Genomic DNA, 20,392 nt, shown 5'->3' on the forward strand with positions numbered 1-20,392 from the left:
CGAACTCGATGCCATGCTAGCCGATCAAGGTGTGCTCACGACCGTTGTCGAGGTGCTCTACCAGGTCTTGTCGGCGGTGCTCACGCCGGTAACGGGCGGCCTGTCGGCGCTGGTCTGCGGCTTGCTACCGATCTGCGATTGAACCGAGGGCCGGTGAGTTTCTGACTCGCTCACCGGCTGCTTTCCCGAAGCCGGCGGCGACGTGGTCCCGCCGGCTTCGTTATGCTCGTGGCCCGATCGCATTCAGGAGTGAGGCCTTGTCGCAGTCGACGCTGACCCCGCGTCCCGTGTCCGCGTCGGCGATTCGCGGGCACGTCTACAAGGTGTTTCCGAACGACATGAACGCTCACCGGACGGTCTTCGGTGGGCTGGTCATGTCGACCATCGACCGGCTTGCGTTGGTGGTGGCCGAGCGACATAGCGGGCGGGTTTGCGTGACCGTGTCGGTAGATGCGATGCATTTCCTGGCGCCCGCCGCGGACGGCGACACGCTGATCTACGCCGCTTCCGTGAACCGGGCCTGGCGCACATCCATGGAGATCGGCGCCCGGGTCGTGGCCGAAAACAGTTACACCGGCGAATCCCGCCACATCGTATCGGCCTATCTGACATTTGTGGCACTGGACGAACACAACCGCGCCATTGATGTGCCGCCGGTGCTGCCGGAGACCGATATCGAATTGCAGCGCTATGACGAAGCCGAGGTTCGGCGCGCGTTGCGTCTGGAACACGCCGAACGACTCACCGCCATGCGGGAGACCCGCCGATGATCCACCCGCTACGCATCGGAGTGGCCGGTGCCGGCAGTATCGGTGCCTATCTGGGCGCGCGGTTGGCGGCCGATGGTCACGGCGTGATTTTGCTGGGCCGCCAGAGATTGGCTGACGCCGTTGCTGAACAGGGCGTTCGGGTGACCGATCTCAACGGCTTGGATGAACAGGTACAGCCGGACAGCATCCGGGTGGTGACCGAGCCAGCCGGGCTGGACGGTTGCGACATTATCTTCGTGACGACCAAAAGCCATGACACGCAGGCCATGGCCGAGAGCATTGCGCCGCATGTGACGGACGGCGCCACCGTCGTCAGTTTTCAGAACGGTGTGCGCAACCCGGACACGCTGCGCAAAGCCTTGCCGCAGGCCCAGGTGCTGGCCGGCATGGTGCCCTATAACGTGGTCTGGGCCGGTCCTGCGCATTTCCATCAGGGAACGAGCGGGTCGCTGGTGCTGGAGCAACGCGAGGACGCCGAGCATCTCGCCCAGACCATCGCCGATGCCTGCAACGCGGCAGGGCTGCCCGCCGGCCTGAATCCACGGATCCAGGCGGTGCAGTGGGGCAAGCTGGTCATCAATCTCAACAATGCGACCAACGCCCTGTCCGGTATCCCGCTGCAGCAACAACTGGCTGACCGCGACTACCGGCGGGTGACCGCGGCGGCTCAGCGTGAGGCGCTCGCGATGATTCGCGGTGCCGGTCTGGCCGTGCGTAGCTCTGGCAAGTTGCTGCCCACACTGATGCCCACGGTGCTGGACTGCCCCGACTGGCTGTTTCGGCTGGTCGCCGGCGGCATGGTCAAGATCGACCCGCAAGCCCGATCTTCGATGTGGGAGGACCTGAACCGCGGGCGCAAGACCGAAATCGACTATCTCAACGGCGAGATTCTGCGGCTAGCCGAACAAATCGGCCGGCCGGCGCCGGTGAATACCGCCATTTGCCGCCTGATCCAGCAGGCCGAAGCCGATCGAGCGCCCCCGAATCTGACGGCGACGGCCCTGCTGCAAAAAACCGGACTCTCTTGAATCGACTTTCACATGACACGTGTTGGTCAAACGAACTTGATAGGTTGGATGCATGCGTAGACGGACCAAGATCGTAGCCACGCTCGGGCCGGCCACGGACGCACCCGGCCGGATCGAACAGCTTGTGCTGGCCGGCATGAACGTGGCGCGCGTCAATTTTTCGCATGCGACGCATGACGAACACCGGCGCCGCATTGCCGCCGTTCGCGCCGTGGCGGAGTCCACGGGTCGTGAAGTCGCGATCATGGTCGATCTTCAAGGCCCCAAGATCCGGATTGAGGGCTTCGCCGACGGTCCCGTGCATCTTGAAGATGGCGCCGAGTTCACGCTGGATACCGCCCTGGGTGCCCACGATGGCACCGCCGAGCGGGTGGGCATCAGCTATCCCGCCCTGACCCGGGATGTCGGGCCTGGGGACGTGCTGCTGCTCAACGATGGCGTGATTCGACTGGAGGTCGAGACCATCGGCGGCACTGCGGTGCAGTGTCGGGTGGTGTCAGGCGGCCCGCTCTCCGACCGCAAGGGGATCAACCGGCTAGGCGGTGGGCTATCCGCCGAAACGCTGACCGACAAGGACCGCGAGGACGTGAAGCTCGCCGCAGAGATCGGCGCGGATTTCGTCGCGGTGTCGTTCCCGCGTTCCGCCCAGGACATGGATGCGGCGCGGGCATTGTGCGAGACCCATGGTCTCGATGCCCATCTGATCGCCAAGATCGAGCGCGCCGAGGCCCTGGATGAGCTGGAAGCGATCACCGAGGCTTCGGATGGCGTCATGGTCGCGCGTGGCGATCTTGGGGTGGAGATCGGCGATGCCGAACTGCCGGCCGTGCAGAAACGGCTCATCGCCCTGGCGCGTGATCTCAACCGTGTGGTGATCACCGCTACGCAGATGATGGAATCGATGATCACCCAGCCGATACCGACCCGCGCCGAGGTGCTGGATGTGGCCAATGCGGTCATGGACGGGACCGATGCGGTGATGCTGTCGGCCGAGACGGCGGCGGGCAAGTATCCGGTCAAGGCAGTGGAGGCGATGGTGCGGGTCTGTCTCGGCGCCGAAAAGCACCTGGTGGCGCGACGACGCAAGTCCAAGACCAAGGATCATTTCGCCCGTACCGACGAGGCGATCGCAATGGCAACCATGTACACCGCCCGTCACATGCATGCGCAGGCGATCATCTCGCTCACCGAATCCGGCGCTACCGCACGGATGATGTCGCGCCAGGACATCGGCATTCCCATCTTCGCGATGACGCGTTTTGACAGCACGCGGCAACGCATGTGCCTGTGCCGCGGCGTCTATCCCGTGCAGTTCGATGCGACGAATCTCGATTCCTCGCTCAAGCCGATCCGCGAGGCGATCAACTGTCTGGTGGAGCGCGAGCTGATTGCCAAAGGCGACCGCGTGCTGATTACCAAGGGTGATTTCACCGGGCCAGGCGGGACCAATGCACTCAAGATCGTGACGGTCGGCGAGTACTGACTCCTGTCAGTGCTGCTCCAGGAAGTCGGTGACCAGCGCCGCGATGCGTGTCGGATCTTCCAGGCCGGCGAGATGGGCGATGCCGTCGAGCACTTCGAAGCGGGCGCCGGGAATCGCCTGCGCCATCTGCCGGGTTTCCGCGACCGGGAAGGTCGCGTCTTCAGCGCCCGCGATCACCAATACCGGAATCGGAATGGTCGATAGCAGCTCCAGTTGATCAGGCCGGTCCGGCACCACACTGCGAATCGCCCAGTGCGCCGAACGGCCGTTGGTCTTGCGCAGCGTGTCTCGAATCCGCGCGATCACCGCGGGTCGTTGCTGGCGGCTGGTCGGGCCGGTGAACGCTGCGATCGCGATGGGTTCCATCTGCCGCGGGATGCCTCCGGCGAGTCGTACCACTGTCGAAAGCAGGCGATATTCCAGTTTTTGCTTGAGAGCGACGGCGGACCCCGTGCAGTTCATGAGCACCGCGGCGTCAATCCGCTTCGGATGCCGCGCGGCCAAGGTGCCGCCGATCATGCCGCCCCAGGAGTTGCCGACGAAAACCGCTGATGACACGTCCAGATGATCCAGGATCGCGACCACGCATTGCGCGCATTCATCGAAGCTGAACCCTCGGGTGAGTGCGGTGCTGCGACCAGCGCCGGGTGGGTCGATCAGCACGACCCGGTAGTGCTCGGCGTGGATGGCGGCTTGATCTAGCCACATATCGCCGGTCATCAGCAGGCTCGGCCAGAACAGCATGACCGGACCGTCGGTGTCGCCGACCTGGATGTGTAGCCGGCCAAGGGGCGTCTCGACTGATCGGGGGCTCAGGTTCATGTATCGCTCCTCTACTCGCCCGATGTCAGGTGGTCGAAACCTCCGGTCTCCAGAAAGTGATTGACCTGCCGGATCACGACATCGCTGCGCATGATGAAGGTGTGGGTGGTGGGCACGACGAGAAAGTCCGTCATGCCGTCCAAGCGTGCGCTTTGCACCGACACCTTGCCGTCGTCGGGACCAGGAATCCAGCTCGAGAACAGCGGATTGAGGCTGCGATTTCCGGTGATGACGCCAGCCTCGAAGCCAGGAGCCTCCAGTCGGGCCAGCAGGCTGCTGTCGTCTGTGCCCAGGGTCAGACCGGCCGGCCCGTTCCACCAGCGAAACAGTGACCACCCGCCCATGTGGTCCACCAGCTCGCTACCGTGGTTGGGCGGACTGAGCATCACCACGCGGCCGATGGCGGGGGCGTCGTCATGCTCGGCCAACACACGGACCAGGATGCCGCCCAGGGAATGCGTGACGAAGTCCGCGACGCTGTCCTCGCCCTGCAGGCAATCGGCGATGGCGGGCAACAGGTATTGGTCCACCAGCACCGCGACCGGGGCCTCGGTGGATGGGTAGTCGAGGTTGCAGACGCGCCGCCCCTTGGTCTGCAATGCCTCGGCCAAGGGGTTCATGGAGCGCGCCGTGCGGGCGAGCCCATGGAGCAAGATAACGGGGCGATTGACCTCGGCGTTCGCGGCCTCTGCCGCGTCGGCTTGAGGTGGACTCAAGACTGCTGCGGCAAGTGCTAACGCGGCAGCCGCGACATGTTGCCTACAAATGCAGCCCGCATTCGGTTTTCGGCTTGCCGATCCAGCGTCCCGCGCGGCCGTCGCCCTTGACCGTGCAGTGAGTGCAGCCGATCGATTGGTAGCCTTCGGCGACCAGCGGATGGAACGGCAGACCATGGTCGCGAATATACGCTTCACGCTGTTCCTTGGTGACATCGATCATCGGATTGAACTTGATGATGCCGCGACGCTCTTCAAAGATCTGCATATCGGAGCGGTGATCGGTCTGCCAGCGCATCAGGCTGGAAATCCACAGGTGGTAATTCGGCTTCACGTTCTCCAGCGGCTCGACCTTGTTGATGGAGCAGCAGAAATCGGGATCATGGCTCCAGGTCTTGTCCTTGCGGGTGAAGTCGTGCTTCCAGTCTTCGGCCCGCAACGCCCGCACTTTCAGGCCGTATTCGCCGCTGAGAAAGTCGCGATACGAAATCGTTTCCTGGAAGTGATACCCGGTGTCGATGAAGGCGATCTCCTGCTCCGGGCGGATGCTGGAAATAATGTGCAGGAAGTAGGCCGACGTCGCCGCAAACGATGATGTCACCAGCACCTTGTCCGGGGCGAAATCCTCATAGACCTTGCGAATCCGGTCACCGAATTCCAGTGGCTCGTAGGCGGCATTGAGCGCTGCGATGTCGCCAGGGCTCAGACCGGCCGAGTTGCCGGTGTCGTCCGCCTCCGCGGTATCGGTGTACTGACTTGCAAACGCCGTTTGCATGATGCAATCCCATTCCAACAGGCCACGGAGTGTAGGGGCGGCCCGCAACCGTCACCAGCACAACGCATCGATTGGAATAAGTTAAGAAGACCGGATGGCACGGGCACCATCCGGTCACGGGCGGCCGCGTTACTCGAACACGCGCAGCGACGTCAGGTTCGGGTCGGCCGTGATCTGCGCCTCGGTGAACCGCCAGGCAATCCACTCCTTGCGGGAGTAAGCCTCGGTCATGTTCTGAAAGTATGGGGACGCCGGATCGGTGGACTGCGAGTAGGTCACGAAGCCTTCGGCTATGGGATCGCCGTTGTCGTCCCAGGTCACGGCCTGGATGTAGCTGTTGCCGTAGGTGACCGGGTAGCCGCCATCGACGAGGTTGCCGCGCGCGGCGATGGTGAAGGCGCCCTCGAAGCCATTGCCGCCGAATATCGGGATCGGGTTGTCCGGATCGTGCACGCCCGAGGTCTGCAGTGATCCCAGCGTGGCATCCAGCGCCACTCCGGCCTCGTTCAGGGCTTCGACTGCGTCGGCAAACGCCAGTAAGACTTGCGGATTCAGCGGATTCAGCGAGTTCGGCGTATTCACCGGATCGGCCGTATCGAAGGGGCTGAGCCACAGTGGCAGCGTCGCGTCATCCGCCCGCTTCCAGAACTCGCGCCAGATGTGCCCGCCGACGGAGTCCAGATTCAGTGATCCGTCCCAGGCTTCCAGAATGCTGCAGGCCTCCGACACGTCCACGGTCGCGAGCGACGAGGACAGTAGCGTGCCGAGCGGACAGAGGCTGCTCAGCACCGTTTCGCGGGCCAGACGTTCGGTCAGTACCGCGCTGGACAGCACCACGTCCTGTAGCTGCTGCAGGTCGGCGAAGCCGGTGCCTGGGAGGCCGTCGCTGCCGTCGAGCCGGTCCTGGATCTGCGCTATACAAAGCCGGGTTCGTAGGCTGCGTTCGGTCTCCTCGTCGCCAATGATGGCGGCAAAGCCGGTGATCGGTTCGTCCGGGTGGGTGAGCCAGTAGCTGTCGTTGCAGTTGTGCACCCAGTCATCCCGAATCAGAAACGGCAGGTTGCCGGCGCCGAAAATCCCGGGCGCGGGGGCGTCTGCGTCCGTCCCCCAGTCGCAATCGGAGCTGGAGCCACGGAGCACCGGCAGGCCGGGCATGAGCGCGCCAACCACCGGCCCGAGGATGCTCTGACAGGTCGTCACCAGGCTGTCCGGCACATTGGGCACGACGGTGATGTCGGCGTAATACGCCGGCTCGTTCGGTCCTGTTGCCGCGGTGTTGACCCAGGGCACGCCCAGTATCTCGCGCTGCTTCGCCATGAAGTCGTCCAGCGACTCGGCGCGGTTCCAGGCGAAGAACTGGTTGATCAACCGCGTGTTATCGGCGTTGGCGTCGCGCAGCGTGTAGGCCCGAACCACATCCCAGCCGAGCACGGGAATGCCCGAGACGCTGAGGCTCATCATCGGCCCGTAATGGCTGCGGTAAAGGGTGCGCGATTCCTCGGTGATGCTGCCGTCGTCTTCCAGCACGTCGATGCTGTAGGTCTCGGCCTCCATTTCGCGGACCTCGCCATCGAACAGGTAGCTGGTCGGGTTGCCCGGCACCAGCGTCAGCTCGTACAGGCCAAAGCGGTAGGCGGTGGAGACCGTGTGGCTCCACGCCACATTGCGGTTGAAGCCGATCAACGCGGCGGGCACGCCATAGAGCGACGCACCCATGATGTCCAGCTCGCCCGGAATGGTCATGTGGGCCTCATAAAGCCGCTCCGTGCCCTCCCAGGGAAAATGCGGATTGCCGAACAGCATGGACTGACCGGACTGCGTGGCCTCGCCGGACAGCGCATACATGTTGCTGCCGATCGGCAGTCCGTCGGACAGCGGAAACTGGTCACGGTCCACGGCCACGGCGGGACCGGTCGCACCGGGTAGCGGCGGTTGGGCGGCGCCGATCTCGGTCACCAATGCGGAGCTGCTGGCGATGACAGCCAGCCGAAAATAGCGGCGGTAGACATCATCGGCATTGATTTCGGTTAACCAGTCGGTATCACGACAGGCCAGATGCCGGCCCGGATGATCACCATTCTTCAACTCGCGGACGTAGCGCGAGTAACCGGCGGCAAAACCTGCCGTGGCGGCTGCTGCCTCCGGTGAGGCGTCAGCACGCAGCGCGGCGATCCGGTCGGAGGTGGTTACATGACGCCAGAAGAAGTCGGAATCGACGTTGTTCGACGTGTTGCCGTTTGATGGAATGCTGTAGGTGCCGCTGCGGCCAAAGTACCGTGCGCGCTGACCCAGGGTCGTGATCAGGTCTTCCGCGAGAACGCAGACATTGTCCTCGGCATGCGCGTAGCCATAGCCGTAGCCGATATCACCATAGTCCTCGCCGCGGATATGGGGCACGCCCACGGAGTCACGGCGTATGGTTGCATCGTAGGTTGGGGTGGTGCCGGTCGGTGGCGTATTGCCGGCATCGGCGCCGAAGCGTTGGCCGTCGCCACAGCCGGCCACGAGCAATACGCTGCAAACAGCCAAGCCGGCTGCGAGTGGGAAATACCGCATGTGTCTCCTCCTGCCCGCGGCGGTGAGCCGCCGCACGATCTATTGTTTTAATCGGCTCTGAATGAACCGTCGCGGCTATCGTACTCGATCAACTCCATGTCGAGGCAGCAGGTCGGCCGATGCGGCGAATCGCGGGCAAAAAAATAGCGGACTGAGCACTGCTGCAGTCCGCCAATTAGCGGTTGGTACCACCCCTTCGGCTCCCCAGCCGTCTGGATGGCGACCACTGTGCACAGCGGCATGTCAACGCCGCGTCAAATGACGGTTAGCAAATTGCAAACGGCGCTCCAACGGCGCGAACGGGCCGATGAACGTATCCGGTCTTTGCGAAATGCATGGCGATAGCTGACGAATTCAACCGGAATCGACTAGGGTAAGCGCCCATTTCCATCGACCCAGGCGCAGGACTTCGATATGGCTCAGGAACCCGAACTGCCAGAATTCAAGCTAGATGAATCCGACCTTTATCGCGAAGATGTCGTCACTGATCGCAAGACCGGCGGCATTCGGCGCATGACTCCGGTGACGGCCAGCGGTGAAGACGATCCGACACGGCCGGTTCTGTTCGAGGGCCAGGCCAGTCTCCTGACACCGGGCGGAGCGCTGCCGCTGAACTTCGAGCTGCCCGGCCCCGGTTTTGAAGATGCGCTCAAGCAGTTCCCTGACGCTGCGCGCGCGGCGCTGGAGCAGACCATCGAAGAGATCAATCAGATGCGACGCGAGCAGCAATCCTCCATCGTCGTGCCAGGCCAGCAAGCGCCGTCAGGCGGGCTCATCGACCCCACCGGGGGCCGCGGCGGCTCGTTCCGTTAACTCGCCAGCGCAGCCCAAAATAAAAAGCGCGCCGGGGCAGATAGCCCGGGCGCGCCATGACGATCGCAGCGCAATCTAGTAGGTGCTGCCACCAAACTGCAGATCCAGACCGATGGCGGCCAGATCAACGTCGGTGTCGTCCAGAGCGTAGCGTTCGTAACCGAGGTTCAACGCCACAACCGAACCCAGGGGCAGGTTCAGGCCCAGGCCGTAGAACACGTCTTCGCCGTCGGTTTCGCGGGTCGCGCTACCCAGCGCGCCGCCATCGGCTGTTGCCTTGGCATCCCAGAACAATTCACCGAGCTTGCCGTAGACCGAAGCGCGCTCGCCCAACGGGATGTGCAGCACACCGGCCAGGGTCAGGCCGTCGGCGGTGTAGTCCAGCGCGCCATCTTCGTAGTCGCCAAAGTCCACATACCCACCTTCAACACCGATAACCGGGGTGAAGCGACCGCCGACACGGATGCGGTAGCTGGTGCGGTTGTCTTCCACATTGTCTTCTTCCTCGGGGAAATCTTCCGATTCAACGCGGAAGTAGCCAATGTCGGCACCCACGTAGCCGTAAGGGTCAAAGTCGGTTTGAGCCAAGGCGGCGGGCGCACAGAGTGTGGCGGCCAATCCAGTGGCACAGGCGGTCTTGAACATCATGTTCATGGATCACTCCTTCAGGGGGGAATTCGTAGGGTGGGCGACCCGACGTGTATTGCACGTCGAGCCGCCCAAAAATGCCCGGCTCTCGGGGCAGGGAGCCGGGCTGACAGCAGGCTGCGGGGAAGCGGGGGGCGAACAGCCTGCCGTGCTCAGGTCGTCGCGCTTAGGACGTTTCGACCGTGAGTTTGTTGACCACGTCGATCACGCCGTCGGTGTTCATCGCGATTTGGGTGGCGAGGTCAGACTCGGTCGCGGTATCGACCTGACCGCTCAGTGTCACGACGGCCGAATGGGTATCCACATCAATGGACAGACCGCTGGTTGCGTCATTGGCGAGCAGACGGGTTTTCACGGCCGCAGTCGTGCTGGCATCGTCGACCCGGTCGCCCAGGCCGCGTTCGCTCTCGTCGACAACATCGGCCTGGATCTTGATCTCGCTATCCACATCGGTGATCGCGTCGATGCCGGAGGCGATTTCCACCGCCAACGCCCGCTGGGCTTCGGTCTCGACCGCGCCGCCGATGGTCGCCTTCTGGTTCTTGACGTCCACACTCAGATCAAACGGGTTGAGATTGCGGTTCACCGTGTAAGCAGTGACCAGACGGCCTTCGAGAAAGGCGTCGTAGGCGGCGCCGGAGAAGCTGCGGTCTTCATCGCTGCTTCCACCCGCCGTTTCGGCGGCTGCCGTCTTGATCATCGGGTTGTGTTGGTCGGCCACGCCGGGGGCGGCTAGCAGCGCAAACGGGGCCAAGCTCAAGCCAGCGACGGCGAGGCCGCGGCGAATTCGGCGAGTCGTGTTCGGCTGTTGAATCTGATTCTGCTGTGTCATCTGCATCGTCCTTAGATGGTGGATGAGAAACCGGGAGCTCGTCCCGGCAGTGGCTCATAGCGCAATGCCGATGCCAGATGACTTAAGCAGTTGATACGAAAGAATTATTTTGTTCGTGCTTCCGGTGGGAGCCGTACAATCGGCGATCGGGCAGGGTTTTGTGTTGCTCGCGGGCAACGCTCCCGCCAGTCATATCCGTAAGTGATTGATATTTATGGGGCGGGAGTGTCGCATGGCAGCGACATTCCCGCCGCGTGGGAACCAGTTCCGGGATTTCAGGCCTTGTCGAACACGACAGCCGTTTGACGGCTGACTACGGCGAGCTGACCGTCAGGTCGCCATAGTTTTGCGTCCGCCTGCACGAAGCCATTGGCGGCGCCTTGTGTGTTCACCTCGTAGAACCACCAGTCATTGCCATCGGTGGAAACGCCAGGGTCAATGAGATCGAAGGACCAGGTCAGCGAACTACCTGGCGCTGGCCGCTTCAGCAAGGGCAGGACGCTGGGAGGCCATACATCGAGCAGGCCGATCAAGGTGCTTTCGTCGTCGCCCGCAGGCTCCTTGTGGCGGCACCAGCCGCTGAAATCCGGTTTGTCGGCGCCGGAAAACGGCGGTAGGCCGTGCGTCCAGCGCAGGTCGAAGTGTTCCAGAAACGCCGGCGTCACACCGGGCACGTTGGGCAGTGCTCGGACTGTATCGGGTGCTGGCGCGTCGGGTCGCGGCGCGCCGGGCACGACGATGCTGGACTGGCGCGACGCGCCGAAGCTGGCATTGGCCGTTGCCAGAATCTGGTCGTGCTGCATCAGCCGGGCTTCGACCTGGGTGACGGATTTTCCCTGCCGGAGCACGGTTGCCGTGACGGTTGCCGGCTCGGGCGCGACCGGGCCGATGAACGCCACGGTCATGGCTCGCAGTTGGCGATCGGTCGGCACTTGGCCGCGCATGGTCTTGTAAAGCGCCGCACCGATCAGGCCGCCGTAAATCGCGCGGCCCTGGCCCCAGTCAGAGGTGAAATGGAAGGTCCTCTGCCCAGCCGAATCCGTGCCGCGCAACAGCGCGGCGAAACTCGTATTGCTCATGGCCCTGGGTCTACCGTGCGCGTTTCAGGGCGGACTGATCGAAATCACGGTCATCCAGGCCTTCCTGGAACGCGTAGTTCTCGAAGCCCAAGGTGGTGGACTTGCCCGTTTGATGGTTCACCATTTCCATGCGAGCGGGGCGCCAGTACTGGTCCAGGTACTCGCCGTAGTCGTGCATGGTCAGCGTCTTCAGGTGCGAGTTCTTGCGGTCGTAGAATTCGATCTTGCGGACGCGATATTCGGCTTGGTCCAGCCAGACTGTCTGCTTGGTGTAGCCCGAGCTTTCGTCCGTGGGGAAGCGCTCCATGACGAAGACCTTCTCGCCATCGAGTTCCTCTTCGCGCAGGAACTTGTAGGTGTACTTCTCGACCTCCTGCGACGACAAATCCTCATAAGCAAATTCACTGCCCATGAACGGACCGGATTTGTTGCTGGAGGCAATACGCTTCACGCGCTTGAGCGCCGGTAGATAAAGCCACTGGTCGTCATCGCCGGCCTTGTGCGAATAGGTCAGCAACGCCGTGCCACGCACATCGCGCGGCTGATCGAAGATGATCATCGACTTGTCGCCGTCGTCTTCGACCTCCAGCGCGCGGGAACGCATCTCACGCACCGATTCGTCGCCGTTCTTGTTACGCAGCGTCATCGTCAGATCGACCACCGAATCGTTCCATCCGGTGTTGCGGGCGTCCGCCTCTTCGGCGATTTCTAGGCCGCGGGCTTCGGGGTCTTGCGCCAGCGCGCTTAGAGGCAGCGTGGTCGCTGCCACCAGCGCCATCGTGCTGAGCCAAGCGGGTTTAGTGTGAGTACGCATGGGTATCCTCCATGGGGGTTTCAGAAGTGGTTTCGCGATCCCGGTCGACGAGCAGCAACAAGGCCGGGAGCAGGAAGAAATCGGCAATCAGTGCGCAGATGATCGCAATCGACGTCAATTGCGCCATACCACTGTTGGGCAGGAAAGCACTTTGCGCCAGAACGGCGAAGCCTGCCACGAGAATCAGACTCGTTGTCGTCAGCGCGGTACCGACCGTTCTGAAGCTGTAGACCACAGCCTGTTCTGGCGTCTGACCCAACTCCCGCCGGGCGCGCAGATACTTCGACAAGAAGTGAATGGTGTCGTCAACGACGATTCCGACCGTCATGCCCAGCACGATCGCCATCGTGAAGTTGATCTTGCCGTCGATCAGGCCCCAGACGCCAAACGCCAGGCCCAGGGGCACGAGGTTCGGAATCAGCGACAACAGGCCCATCTTCCAGCTTGCCAGCGCCAGAATCAGCAGGAAGCTGATGCCGATCAGGGCGACCGGCATACCGATGAACATGCTCTTGATGTTGCGGTCGGCAATGTACGCAAACATGACCGCCGGCGAGACACCGATGGTCTCCAATCCTGGTGCGTTGGTGGCCAGCCAGGCATGGGCATCATCGACGAGCTGCCGGGTCTCCACGGCATCGAGGTGCTCAAACGCCACGAAAAAGCGCGTTGATGACTTGTCGATATTGATCTGGTTGCCAAGATCCAGGCCAAAGGGTAGCGAGAACTCGTATAGCAGCAGGTACTGCGCAGCCAGTTCCGGATCGTCGGGGATGCGGTAGTAGGCCGAATCGTCCCCATGCATGTTCTTGTTCAGGCGCTTGATGATGTCCGACACGCTGGCCACATGCTTGACCCGCGGGTCGTCCTGCCACCACTGCTTGAAGGCGTCGAGCTGCTGCAGATACTCGGGGCTGGTCACCCCGCCGGCGCCGGTCGGCGCTTCCAGGTCGAACTCCATGGTGTAGAGGCCGGTGATGTTCTCAGCGACCCAGTCCGTGTCGGTGCGGAACTTCACACTGGTGTCGAAGTAGTGAACGAAGGTTTCGTTGGCCTGATTGAGCGGAACCAGCGCGCACAGCACGCCCGCCGTAACGAGACTGACGACCAGCACGGGGCGCTTGCGACGCACGACGAATTTGCCGAGTCGTTCCATCCGCTGGGACAGCCCGCCGGACTGACGCGGTACTCGCACCGGCAGCAGCACCATCAAGGCGGGTAGCAAGCTGACTGACAGCAACCAGGCGACAATCACCCCCATGGCGACGATGTTGCCCAGATCGCGCAGCGGAGGACTATCGGCGAAGTTGATGGACAGGAACCCGAGCGCTGTTGTGACCGAGGTCAGGAAGATCGGCATGAAGTTCACGCGTAACGCGTCAATCAGCGCGCTGCGCTTGTCCTGACCTTCGCGCATGTTGGCGAACATCGAAACCAACACGTGTATGGAATCCGCCACCGCGAGGGTCGAGACGATGAGTGGCGCCGAGATCGATGGCGGTGTGAAATGGATGCCGGCATAGGCGGTTAGCCCCACCGACGCCATCATTGATGTGAAGATCACACCGAGCGTGGCGACCGTGCCGGCGATCGATCTCACCAGCACCCAGGTGATGACGATGATCACCAAGTACATCAGCGGGATCAGCGAGGCGACATCTTGCTGGCTTGCCTCCGAGAACGACACCGACATGAAGTTGCTGCCGGTCAGGTAGATGTTGTGGTCGGGGTACTTGGCGAGCATCTCGTCGCGCAGGGCCCGGACCTCGGCGGCGACCTCTTCGACTTCGGAATCATCCAGCGCGGGCAGCTGATGTACGACGTTCACCGCGACGGTGTGACCACTCTCAGACGTGAGTCGACCGATGAGCAGCGGCTCGGTTGTGGCGATCTCGCGGACCTGGACGATCTCCGCATCGCTGAGCGACGTCGCGTTTTCGATCAGTGGCGCCACCCGCAGATCGTCGCCATCGGCTTCGGTGTGCTGGTAGTTCGTCACCGAGTCGACCCGTAGGGAGTAGATCAACCCCCAGGCTCGGTCGGTGAGCTCTTCGGCCAGCGCCAGCGTGTCGCGATTGAACGCGGTATCCGACGCGGTCGGTTCAATCACGATCAGCGAGTTGTCATTCTTGGTGTAGCGGTCCTGCACCTCGTCGAACGCAACCAGCTGCGGATTGCCTGGGCCGAAGTACACCCGGTAGTCCTTGCTCATTGCCAGCTTGGGGCCGGCGGTGCCGGCCACGGTGGCGACCAAGGGATAGCTCAACGCCATCACCGTCAACACCGATAGAAAAAGGGTCCACCACGGGTGACTGACCACCCAGCGGCCATAGCGCATAACGGCGCCGTCGAGCATGGACTGACTACTCATTGATGAGCCTCCCCAGAATGACTAAATCGGTGAGCTGCGTGCTCCGGATTTGCTTGAACGAACCATGCAGCCGGGCCGATCCGAGATCGACCACCGAATGCGTGGGACGCACGGCGCTGAGTTGCACTTTTATGGGCCTGTTCATGCCCGCAGCGATTCGAGAAACAGCACCAGCCCCCGATGGCTGGCGCGAAAATGTTCATGGCAACGCGATGCCTTGGCGATGGCCCACATGCCTTCGATGGCGCTGATGACGAACACGGCGATGTCTTCCGGATCGACGTCATCGCGCCCCTCGCCGATCGTCTGCGACTTGCGCACGCTTTCGATCAGGCCGCGCTTCCACTCGAAGAAGATGTCGAACAACGGTTGCTGAAAGACCGCGTCGCTGCCGGCCAGCTCCTGCACCAGGTTGGCGAAGGGGCAGCCCAGTTCCAGCATGTTCTGATCGACCGTGTCGGCATGGGCGTTGACGTGGTCGATCGCCGCCTGCAGTGGCCGTTCCGATTCCAGCATCGGCCGCCAACGTGTCTCGATCCAGGGCCGAACGACTTCGTTGATGACCGCTAGACCCAGCGCCTGCTTATTGCGGAAGTGGTGATAAAGCGCGCCTTTCGTGACCTCGGTGGCGCGCAGAATCTGATCCAGGCTGGAGGCGTGGTAGCCGTAGCGGTGCATCTCGGCAAAGGCGGCTTCCAGCAGTCGCTGGCGGGTCGCGTCCGGTTGACGGCGGACGGTCATGCTGGCCCCTTCGGCAACGGCATTGGCTCAGCCCGGAACGATCGCCGATACTGACTGGCGTCGGCGGTACGGCGCATGCGCCGCGGCCGTCGATGCCCGGATCGGATTACGGTGTGACCGAAATGTATAGCCTTCAACGGCATGACACGCCCCTCGGCGAACTGCGTTACATACCGACCAGTATGTACGTTGGCGTGATCGCGTCAAGCGGCCGCGTCGCCGTGGCAGTCGCGAGCCGATGAGCGGCAGCCTGGCCGATTTCGGAACCATGGAGTGGATGCTCATCGCCGTGGCCTTCGTTTCGGCGACCTTGTCAGGCATCTCAGGGGCCGGAGGCGGCACCATCTTGATCGGTGCGATTTATGCGGCGGGCATGCCGCCGATCGTGGCCGTGCCGCTACATGCTTCGGTGCAAATGGTCTCTAACGCCAGCCGCGTTGTCGCCTATCTGCCGCATGTGCGCTGGTCCGCCGCTCTGGTCTTCGGTCTCGGCGCCCTGCCCGCGCCATTTGTTGTGGCGCCGCTGGTGTCGATGGTCAATCCGGACTACGTGCGCCTGCTCATGGCAGGGTTCATCTTGTGGACGTTGCTGCCGCGCGCGTCCAGGGCCGTGACGTTGTCGGACCGCGCGGCGATGGGCACGGCCGGCGTGCTCAACGGTGGCGTCGGCGCCGTGGTGGGGGCCACCGGTTTGCTGATCGGCCCGTTCTTTCTGCGGCCGACCTGGCGCAAGGAAACCACCATCGGCACCCTCGCCCTGTGCCAGTCGCTGGGGCATGCGTTCAAGCTCACCGCCTTCGCGACCATTGGCTTTCAAGTGCTGGATCAGGCCTGGCTGATGGCGGGAATGACCGTCGGCGTCATTGCCGGCACGGCGCTGGGCCGCGGCTTGCATCATTTTGTGCAAGAAAAGGCATTCCGTCCCTTGTTCAAGGGGGTTCTCGTCCTGCTGGCCGTCAAACTGCTATGGGATGCGGGCCGCCGCCTGCTCGGTGCCTGATTGACCGCGCTGACGCCGAGGCCTCCGGCTGGGGTGCTTGCCAGAGTGGGAAACACCGCGTTTACTTAGGCGACCGAATCGTTCGGCTGGTTTGATGCGCACGTGACCGGACGATCTCATTCAAGCCGCGCCAACCAAGGTGCTCCCTCCCCGATGAAAAATCCCCCTCCTTTGTTGCAGCGAGATCTCGCCCACGCCCCGGACTACGCGACCTGGCGCGAGATTGCGCTGGAGATGGATCATCGTGACGGCAACGACATCTGGCGCGCCGAGGATGCCTGCGAAGGCTACGACCACTGGCTGATCAAGGAACGGCTGCTGGAAGTTCGCCGCATGCGTCGCGAACAAGATGTGCGGCGGCTGGTGTTCCGACTGCACGAGGGCTTGCACGGCAACCTCGGCAACATGGCCAACCCGCTGCTCTACGGCCATTGCCGTGTGGGCACCAAGCGGCTGATCACCGAGTATGTCGAGGAGGTCGCCAAGGCGCTGCTGTGGATTTGCGACACCGAGTTCGACGACTTCGGGTTCGAGGACAAGATCCTGTTCTTCAAGCGCACCGGCGTCTCATTCGGGCGTTCGGCCCTGATGCTGTCCGGCGGCGCGACCCTGGGCATGTTCCATTTTGGTGTGATCAAGGCCCTGCACGAACAGGGTCTGCTGCCGCGGGTCATTTCCGGCTCCTCGGCCGGGTCGATCGTCGCCGGCGGGGTGTCGACTCGCACCGATGATGAAATTGCGGCGTCCTATAGCCTGGACACGCTCAACCTCGATGCCTGGCAGAAACTCGATTTTCGGACCGCCGTGCAAGGCCGGGCGATCATGAATCCGGATGTGCTCGCGCAATGCCTGCTGTCGAATATCGGAGAGTCGACGTTCGAAGAGGCTTTCGAGCGCACTGGCCGGATTCTGGACATTACCGTGTCGCCGGCCGAGCGCCATCAGCATGGTCGCCTGCTGAATTATCTGACATCACCCAACGTACTGATCTACAAGGCGTCACAGGCCAGCTGCTCGGTGCCGGGCCTGTTCCCCCCGGTGACGCTCAAGGCGCGGGAATACGATGGCGATGTCATCGACTACATGCCCAGCAAGCGTTGGGTCGATGGGTCGCTGTCCAGCGATTTGCCAATGCTGCGTCTGGCGCGGCTGCATAACGTCAATCATTACATCGTCAGCCAGACCAATCCCCATGTTGTGCCGTTCCTCGCCAAGGACGACGCCACGGGTCTGCTGCCTTTCGCCCGTGACTGGTTGATGGGCAGCGGCAAGCAGACCATTGATCTTGCGCGGCTGCACTTTCGCAACCGTGGTGTCGGGCGGGTCGTCCGGCAGATTCACGCGCTGACCAATCAGCGCTATACCGGTGATGTCACGATCCTGCCTCGGTACACGCCCAAGAAAATGATTCGTGCGCTGGCCAACCCGACCGTGGATGAGATGCGGTGCTATGTGGAAGATGGCGAACGGGCGACCTGGCCCACCATCGAGCGCGTGCGTATCCAGACGACGATTAGCCGCACGTTCGAGGAATGCCTGATCCGGCTCAAGGCGCAGCGCTTCGGCCGCCGGCGCGATGATGCGCCCATGCGCGTCGCCCGCAAGTAGCCGACCCCGGGCACCGCTGCTACCCCGGCCGGTTGCGGCGAATGCGCCGCCGGCACCAGTTCTCTGATGCGTCCAGCCAGCAAGCCCAACGCCGCGATGCCTGTGCCACCAGGCCCAGGGCGATGCCGAGCACCAGCAGGCCCGGTCCGGGTGTTACGAGCATCAAGATCCCGACCGGGACGAGCAGCAGCGATAGTGTGAGGTAGAGCGTTCGAATCCAGCGCTGCCGAACCCGCGAGGCACGCCACTCGTGGTAGGTGAGAAACCGGCGCCCCGGTTCGGCCGTCCCCAGGACGGCGAAATGCTCGCGCAGGCCGCCGCGTCGCTTTCGTTCGGTTTCGCTCACGTTGGTCGTTTGTCGCTGTGCGGGACGAGCCGGTCCTGGCCGGAGGGCTGAATCGGCTTGATATGACCGGGTATCAACTGTGCCCAGGCCGGGAACCGGCGCAGGATGTGAAAGACCAGCACGCGCACGATTTGTCGCCAGCCCCGCTGGCGCGGCACCTGTTCGCGGCGCACCCGTCGGCAGGCCGTGTCCATCAACGCGACGAGGCGGTCGCGCAGCAATGTCGTGAACGCCTGGTCGCGGATGAACAGGTTGGCCTCCAGGTTCAGCGCGAGGCTGAACGGGTCCAGATTGCTGGAGCCCACGGTGGCCCAGTCGTCGTCGATGATCGCGACCTTGGCGTGCAGCGGTCGGTCCATGTATTCGTGAATCTCGATATTCGCGTTCAGAAGGTAGTCATGCAGCGTCGCGGCCGCGTGGCGCACATAGAACTTGTCCGGCTCGCCCTGCAGAATCAGACACACCCTGACCCCGCGCTCGGCGGCCAGCCGGAGAGCGCGCAAGAAACGGTAGCCCGGAAAGAAGTAGGCGTTGGCGATGATGATCTCGCGCTTGGCCTCGGAGATGCCCTGGTAGTACCACTGCTCGATGGACTGATCGTGGTCGGCGTTGTCGCGCCAGACCAGCGCGGCCTGGGCATCTCGGGCGGGTTTGAGCGGATTCGGGCGATACCAGCGCAGGCGCCGTAGCCAGGGCCGGCGTTCCGGCGTATTGATCGCCCCGACCTGTTTGCGGCAGAAGCCGTGCATCTCGTCGACCACCGGTCCGGTCACGCGGACCGCGTAATCCTGCTTGGACTTCGGCCCGTGCTCGCGGACGTGCTCCATCGAGAAATTGATCCCGCCGATATAGCCGACCGCACAGTCGATCAGCGTGAACTTGCGATGCAGCCGCCGAAATAGATTGGTCTGAAAGCCGAGTACGCTGCCTCGCGGGTCATAAACATGCAGGTTCACACCGGCATCGGTCAGCGCCTGCACGAAGCTGGCGGGCAGCTTGCCGGACCCGAAGCCGTCAACGGTGATGTCCACATGCACGCCGCGTTTGGCGGCGTCGATCACCGCGCGATGCAGCTGGTAGCCGATATCGTCGTCGTACCAAATGAAGGTTTCGATCAGGACTTGTTCTCGGGCGCGTTCGATGTCCGCCAGCACCCGCGGATAGAACATTTCTCCGTTTTCCAGCAGTTCGATGGTGTTGCCGTCGGTCCAGCGGCCGTTCGTCAAAGTTGTAACTCCAGGCTTAATGGAGCGTGATCGGACAGGTGCGACCAGGGCGCGCCGGTGTGTGCTTCCGGGTGTGACACCTCCAGATTGCGAACGTAGACACGATCCAGGCGCAACAGCGGAAACTGGACGGGGAAGGTCCGCGCGGCCTTGCCGTATGCCTTGATAAACACTTCCTGCAAGCCCACACGTTCTTGCAGCAAGGCATGGGCTTTTTCGCGCCAGTCGTTGAAGTCGCCGGCCACCAGCACCGGGTCCGAGGCTGGGATATCGCGCTCGATCAGATCGCAAAGCAGGTTGAGCTGTTTCATGCGCTGTCCCCCCGTCAGGCCGAGATGCGTGCAAATCACATGCAGTTCGGTGCCGCTGGACGGAATTTCAAGCACGCTGTGCAGCAGGCCGCGGCGCTCGTGATCGTGGGTGGAAACGTCGTGATTCTGGTGGCGAAGAATCGGAAACTTCGACAACAGCGCGTTACCGTGATGCCCCGCGGGGTACACCGCGTTCTGCCCGTAAGCGAAGTTGGACCAGATCGTGTCGGCGAGAAACTCGTACTGCGGCCCGGCCGGCCAGGCTTCGTACCGGGTGGAGTGCTCCTGATGATCGCCCAGCACCTCCTGGAGGCAGACCAGATCGGCGCCACTGCCTCGAATCGCCTCCCGCAATTCGTGAAGGATGAATTTGCGATTGAAGGACGTGAAGCCCTTGTGCATGTTCAGTGTCAGGATTTTCATGCTGTGCTTGTTCTGTCGGCGGGCGCTGCC

Annotated in this window: 19 protein-coding genes; 6 read left to right on the plus strand and 13 right to left on the minus strand. The window is 62.8% G+C overall.

Going from position 1 to position 20,392, the window contains the following annotated elements:
• Positions 1 to 257: 257 nt before the first annotated feature.
• The 3 genes from ACE1EY_RS06940 to pyk are packed head-to-tail and all read left to right on the plus strand — an operon-like array spanning position 258 to position 3,281.
• Positions 258 to 770, plus strand: coding sequence for an acyl-CoA thioesterase (locus ACE1EY_RS06940; protein WP_291513100.1), 513 nt, complete (start codon positions 258 to 260; stop codon positions 768 to 770).
• A complete protein-coding gene (locus ACE1EY_RS06945; protein WP_291513101.1) occupies positions 767 to 1,798 on the plus strand; it encodes a 2-dehydropantoate 2-reductase in 1,032 nt (343 codons plus the stop codon). Before ACE1EY_RS06940 ends, ACE1EY_RS06945 begins: the two co-directional genes overlap by 4 nt.
• Positions 1,799 to 1,850: 52 nt before the next feature.
• Positions 1,851 to 3,281, plus strand: coding sequence for a pyruvate kinase (pyk, locus tag ACE1EY_RS06950; protein WP_370299776.1), 1,431 nt, complete (start codon positions 1,851 to 1,853; stop codon positions 3,279 to 3,281).
• Positions 3,282 to 3,287: 6 nt separating this feature from the next.
• Here pyk and ACE1EY_RS06955 read toward each other — a convergent pair whose 3' ends face one another.
• The 4 genes from ACE1EY_RS06955 to ACE1EY_RS06970 form a co-directional block, all read right to left on the minus strand.
• Complete coding sequence (locus tag ACE1EY_RS06955) at positions 3,288 to 4,103, minus strand: alpha/beta fold hydrolase (RefSeq protein WP_291513730.1); 816 nt, start codon at positions 4,101 to 4,103, stop codon at positions 3,288 to 3,290.
• An 11-nt stretch (positions 4,104 to 4,114) separates the two neighbouring features.
• Entirely contained in the window at positions 4,115 to 4,819 is a 705-nt protein-coding gene (locus ACE1EY_RS06960) for an alpha/beta fold hydrolase (RefSeq protein ID WP_291513729.1), read from the minus strand.
• Positions 4,820 to 4,862: 43 nt separating this feature from the next.
• The gene (locus tag ACE1EY_RS06965) at positions 4,863 to 5,594 is read right to left on the minus strand and encodes a phosphoadenylyl-sulfate reductase (protein ID WP_291513728.1); all 732 of its coding nucleotides are present in this window, start codon (positions 5,592 to 5,594) and stop codon (positions 4,863 to 4,865) included.
• Between the two features lie 129 nt (positions 5,595 to 5,723).
• A complete protein-coding gene (locus ACE1EY_RS06970; RefSeq protein ID WP_370299777.1) occupies positions 5,724 to 8,150 on the minus strand; it encodes a penicillin acylase family protein in 2,427 nt (808 codons plus the stop codon).
• Between the two features lie 414 nt (positions 8,151 to 8,564).
• Here ACE1EY_RS06970 and ACE1EY_RS06975 point away from each other — a divergent pair, with 414 nt between their 5' ends.
• Complete coding sequence (locus tag ACE1EY_RS06975) at positions 8,565 to 8,963, plus strand: hypothetical protein (protein WP_291513726.1); 399 nt, start codon at positions 8,565 to 8,567, stop codon at positions 8,961 to 8,963.
• A gap of 75 nt (positions 8,964 to 9,038) precedes the next feature.
• Here ACE1EY_RS06975 and ACE1EY_RS06980 read toward each other — a convergent pair whose 3' ends face one another.
• From ACE1EY_RS06980 to ACE1EY_RS07005, 6 genes are all read right to left on the minus strand, one after another.
• Entirely contained in the window at positions 9,039 to 9,617 is a 579-nt protein-coding gene (locus ACE1EY_RS06980) for an outer membrane beta-barrel protein (protein ID WP_291513725.1), read from the minus strand.
• Positions 9,618 to 9,777: 160 nt separating this feature from the next.
• Entirely contained in the window at positions 9,778 to 10,443 is a 666-nt protein-coding gene (locus ACE1EY_RS06985) for a BON domain-containing protein (protein WP_291513724.1), read from the minus strand.
• A gap of 275 nt (positions 10,444 to 10,718) precedes the next feature.
• Positions 10,719 to 11,522, minus strand: a complete 804-nt coding sequence (locus tag ACE1EY_RS06990; protein ID WP_370299778.1) for an acyl-CoA thioesterase — start codon at positions 11,520 to 11,522, stop codon at positions 10,719 to 10,721.
• A gap of 10 nt (positions 11,523 to 11,532) precedes the next feature.
• Complete coding sequence (locus ACE1EY_RS06995) at positions 11,533 to 12,336, minus strand: outer membrane lipoprotein-sorting protein (protein WP_291513721.1); 804 nt, start codon at positions 12,334 to 12,336, stop codon at positions 11,533 to 11,535.
• Complete coding sequence (locus ACE1EY_RS07000) at positions 12,320 to 14,707, minus strand: RND family transporter (RefSeq protein WP_370299779.1); 2,388 nt, start codon at positions 14,705 to 14,707, stop codon at positions 12,320 to 12,322. Before ACE1EY_RS07000 ends, ACE1EY_RS06995 begins: the two co-directional genes overlap by 17 nt.
• A gap of 141 nt (positions 14,708 to 14,848) precedes the next feature.
• Positions 14,849 to 15,448: a TetR/AcrR family transcriptional regulator gene (locus tag ACE1EY_RS07005; protein WP_291513719.1), complete on the minus strand. Its 600-nt coding sequence runs from the start codon at positions 15,446 to 15,448 to the stop codon at positions 14,849 to 14,851.
• Between the two features lie 238 nt (positions 15,449 to 15,686).
• On the opposite strand from ACE1EY_RS07005, the gene ACE1EY_RS07010 reads away from it, so the two are divergent.
• On the plus strand, positions 15,687 to 16,448 hold the full coding sequence (locus tag ACE1EY_RS07010; RefSeq protein ID WP_370299780.1) for a sulfite exporter TauE/SafE family protein: 762 nt from the start codon (positions 15,687 to 15,689) through the stop codon (positions 16,446 to 16,448).
• A gap of 153 nt (positions 16,449 to 16,601) precedes the next feature.
• Positions 16,602 to 18,056: a DUF3336 domain-containing protein gene (locus ACE1EY_RS07015; protein WP_291513717.1), complete on the plus strand. Its 1,455-nt coding sequence runs from the start codon at positions 16,602 to 16,604 to the stop codon at positions 18,054 to 18,056.
• A 19-nt stretch (positions 18,057 to 18,075) separates the two neighbouring features.
• Here the strand turns inward: ACE1EY_RS07015 and ACE1EY_RS07020 are convergent, their stop codons facing one another.
• Genes ACE1EY_RS07020 through ACE1EY_RS07030 form a run of 3 tightly spaced genes read right to left on the minus strand, consistent with a single transcriptional unit; the run spans position 18,076 to position 20,362 of the window.
• Positions 18,076 to 18,402: a PGPGW domain-containing protein gene (locus tag ACE1EY_RS07020; protein WP_291513716.1), complete on the minus strand. Its 327-nt coding sequence runs from the start codon at positions 18,400 to 18,402 to the stop codon at positions 18,076 to 18,078.
• On the minus strand, positions 18,399 to 19,628 hold the full coding sequence (clsB, locus tag ACE1EY_RS07025) for a cardiolipin synthase ClsB (protein WP_291513715.1): 1,230 nt from the start codon (positions 19,626 to 19,628) through the stop codon (positions 18,399 to 18,401). The genes ACE1EY_RS07020 and clsB overlap by 4 nt, the downstream gene beginning before the upstream one ends.
• Positions 19,625 to 20,362, minus strand: a complete 738-nt coding sequence (locus tag ACE1EY_RS07030; RefSeq protein ID WP_291513714.1) for an endonuclease/exonuclease/phosphatase family protein — start codon at positions 20,360 to 20,362, stop codon at positions 19,625 to 19,627. Before ACE1EY_RS07030 ends, clsB begins: the two co-directional genes overlap by 4 nt.
• Positions 20,363 to 20,392 lie beyond the last annotated feature (30 nt).

Origin of the sequence: Abyssibacter sp. (genome assembly GCF_964229365.1) — a bacterium.
Taxonomy (GTDB): Bacteria; Pseudomonadota; Gammaproteobacteria; order Nevskiales; family OUC007; genus Abyssibacter.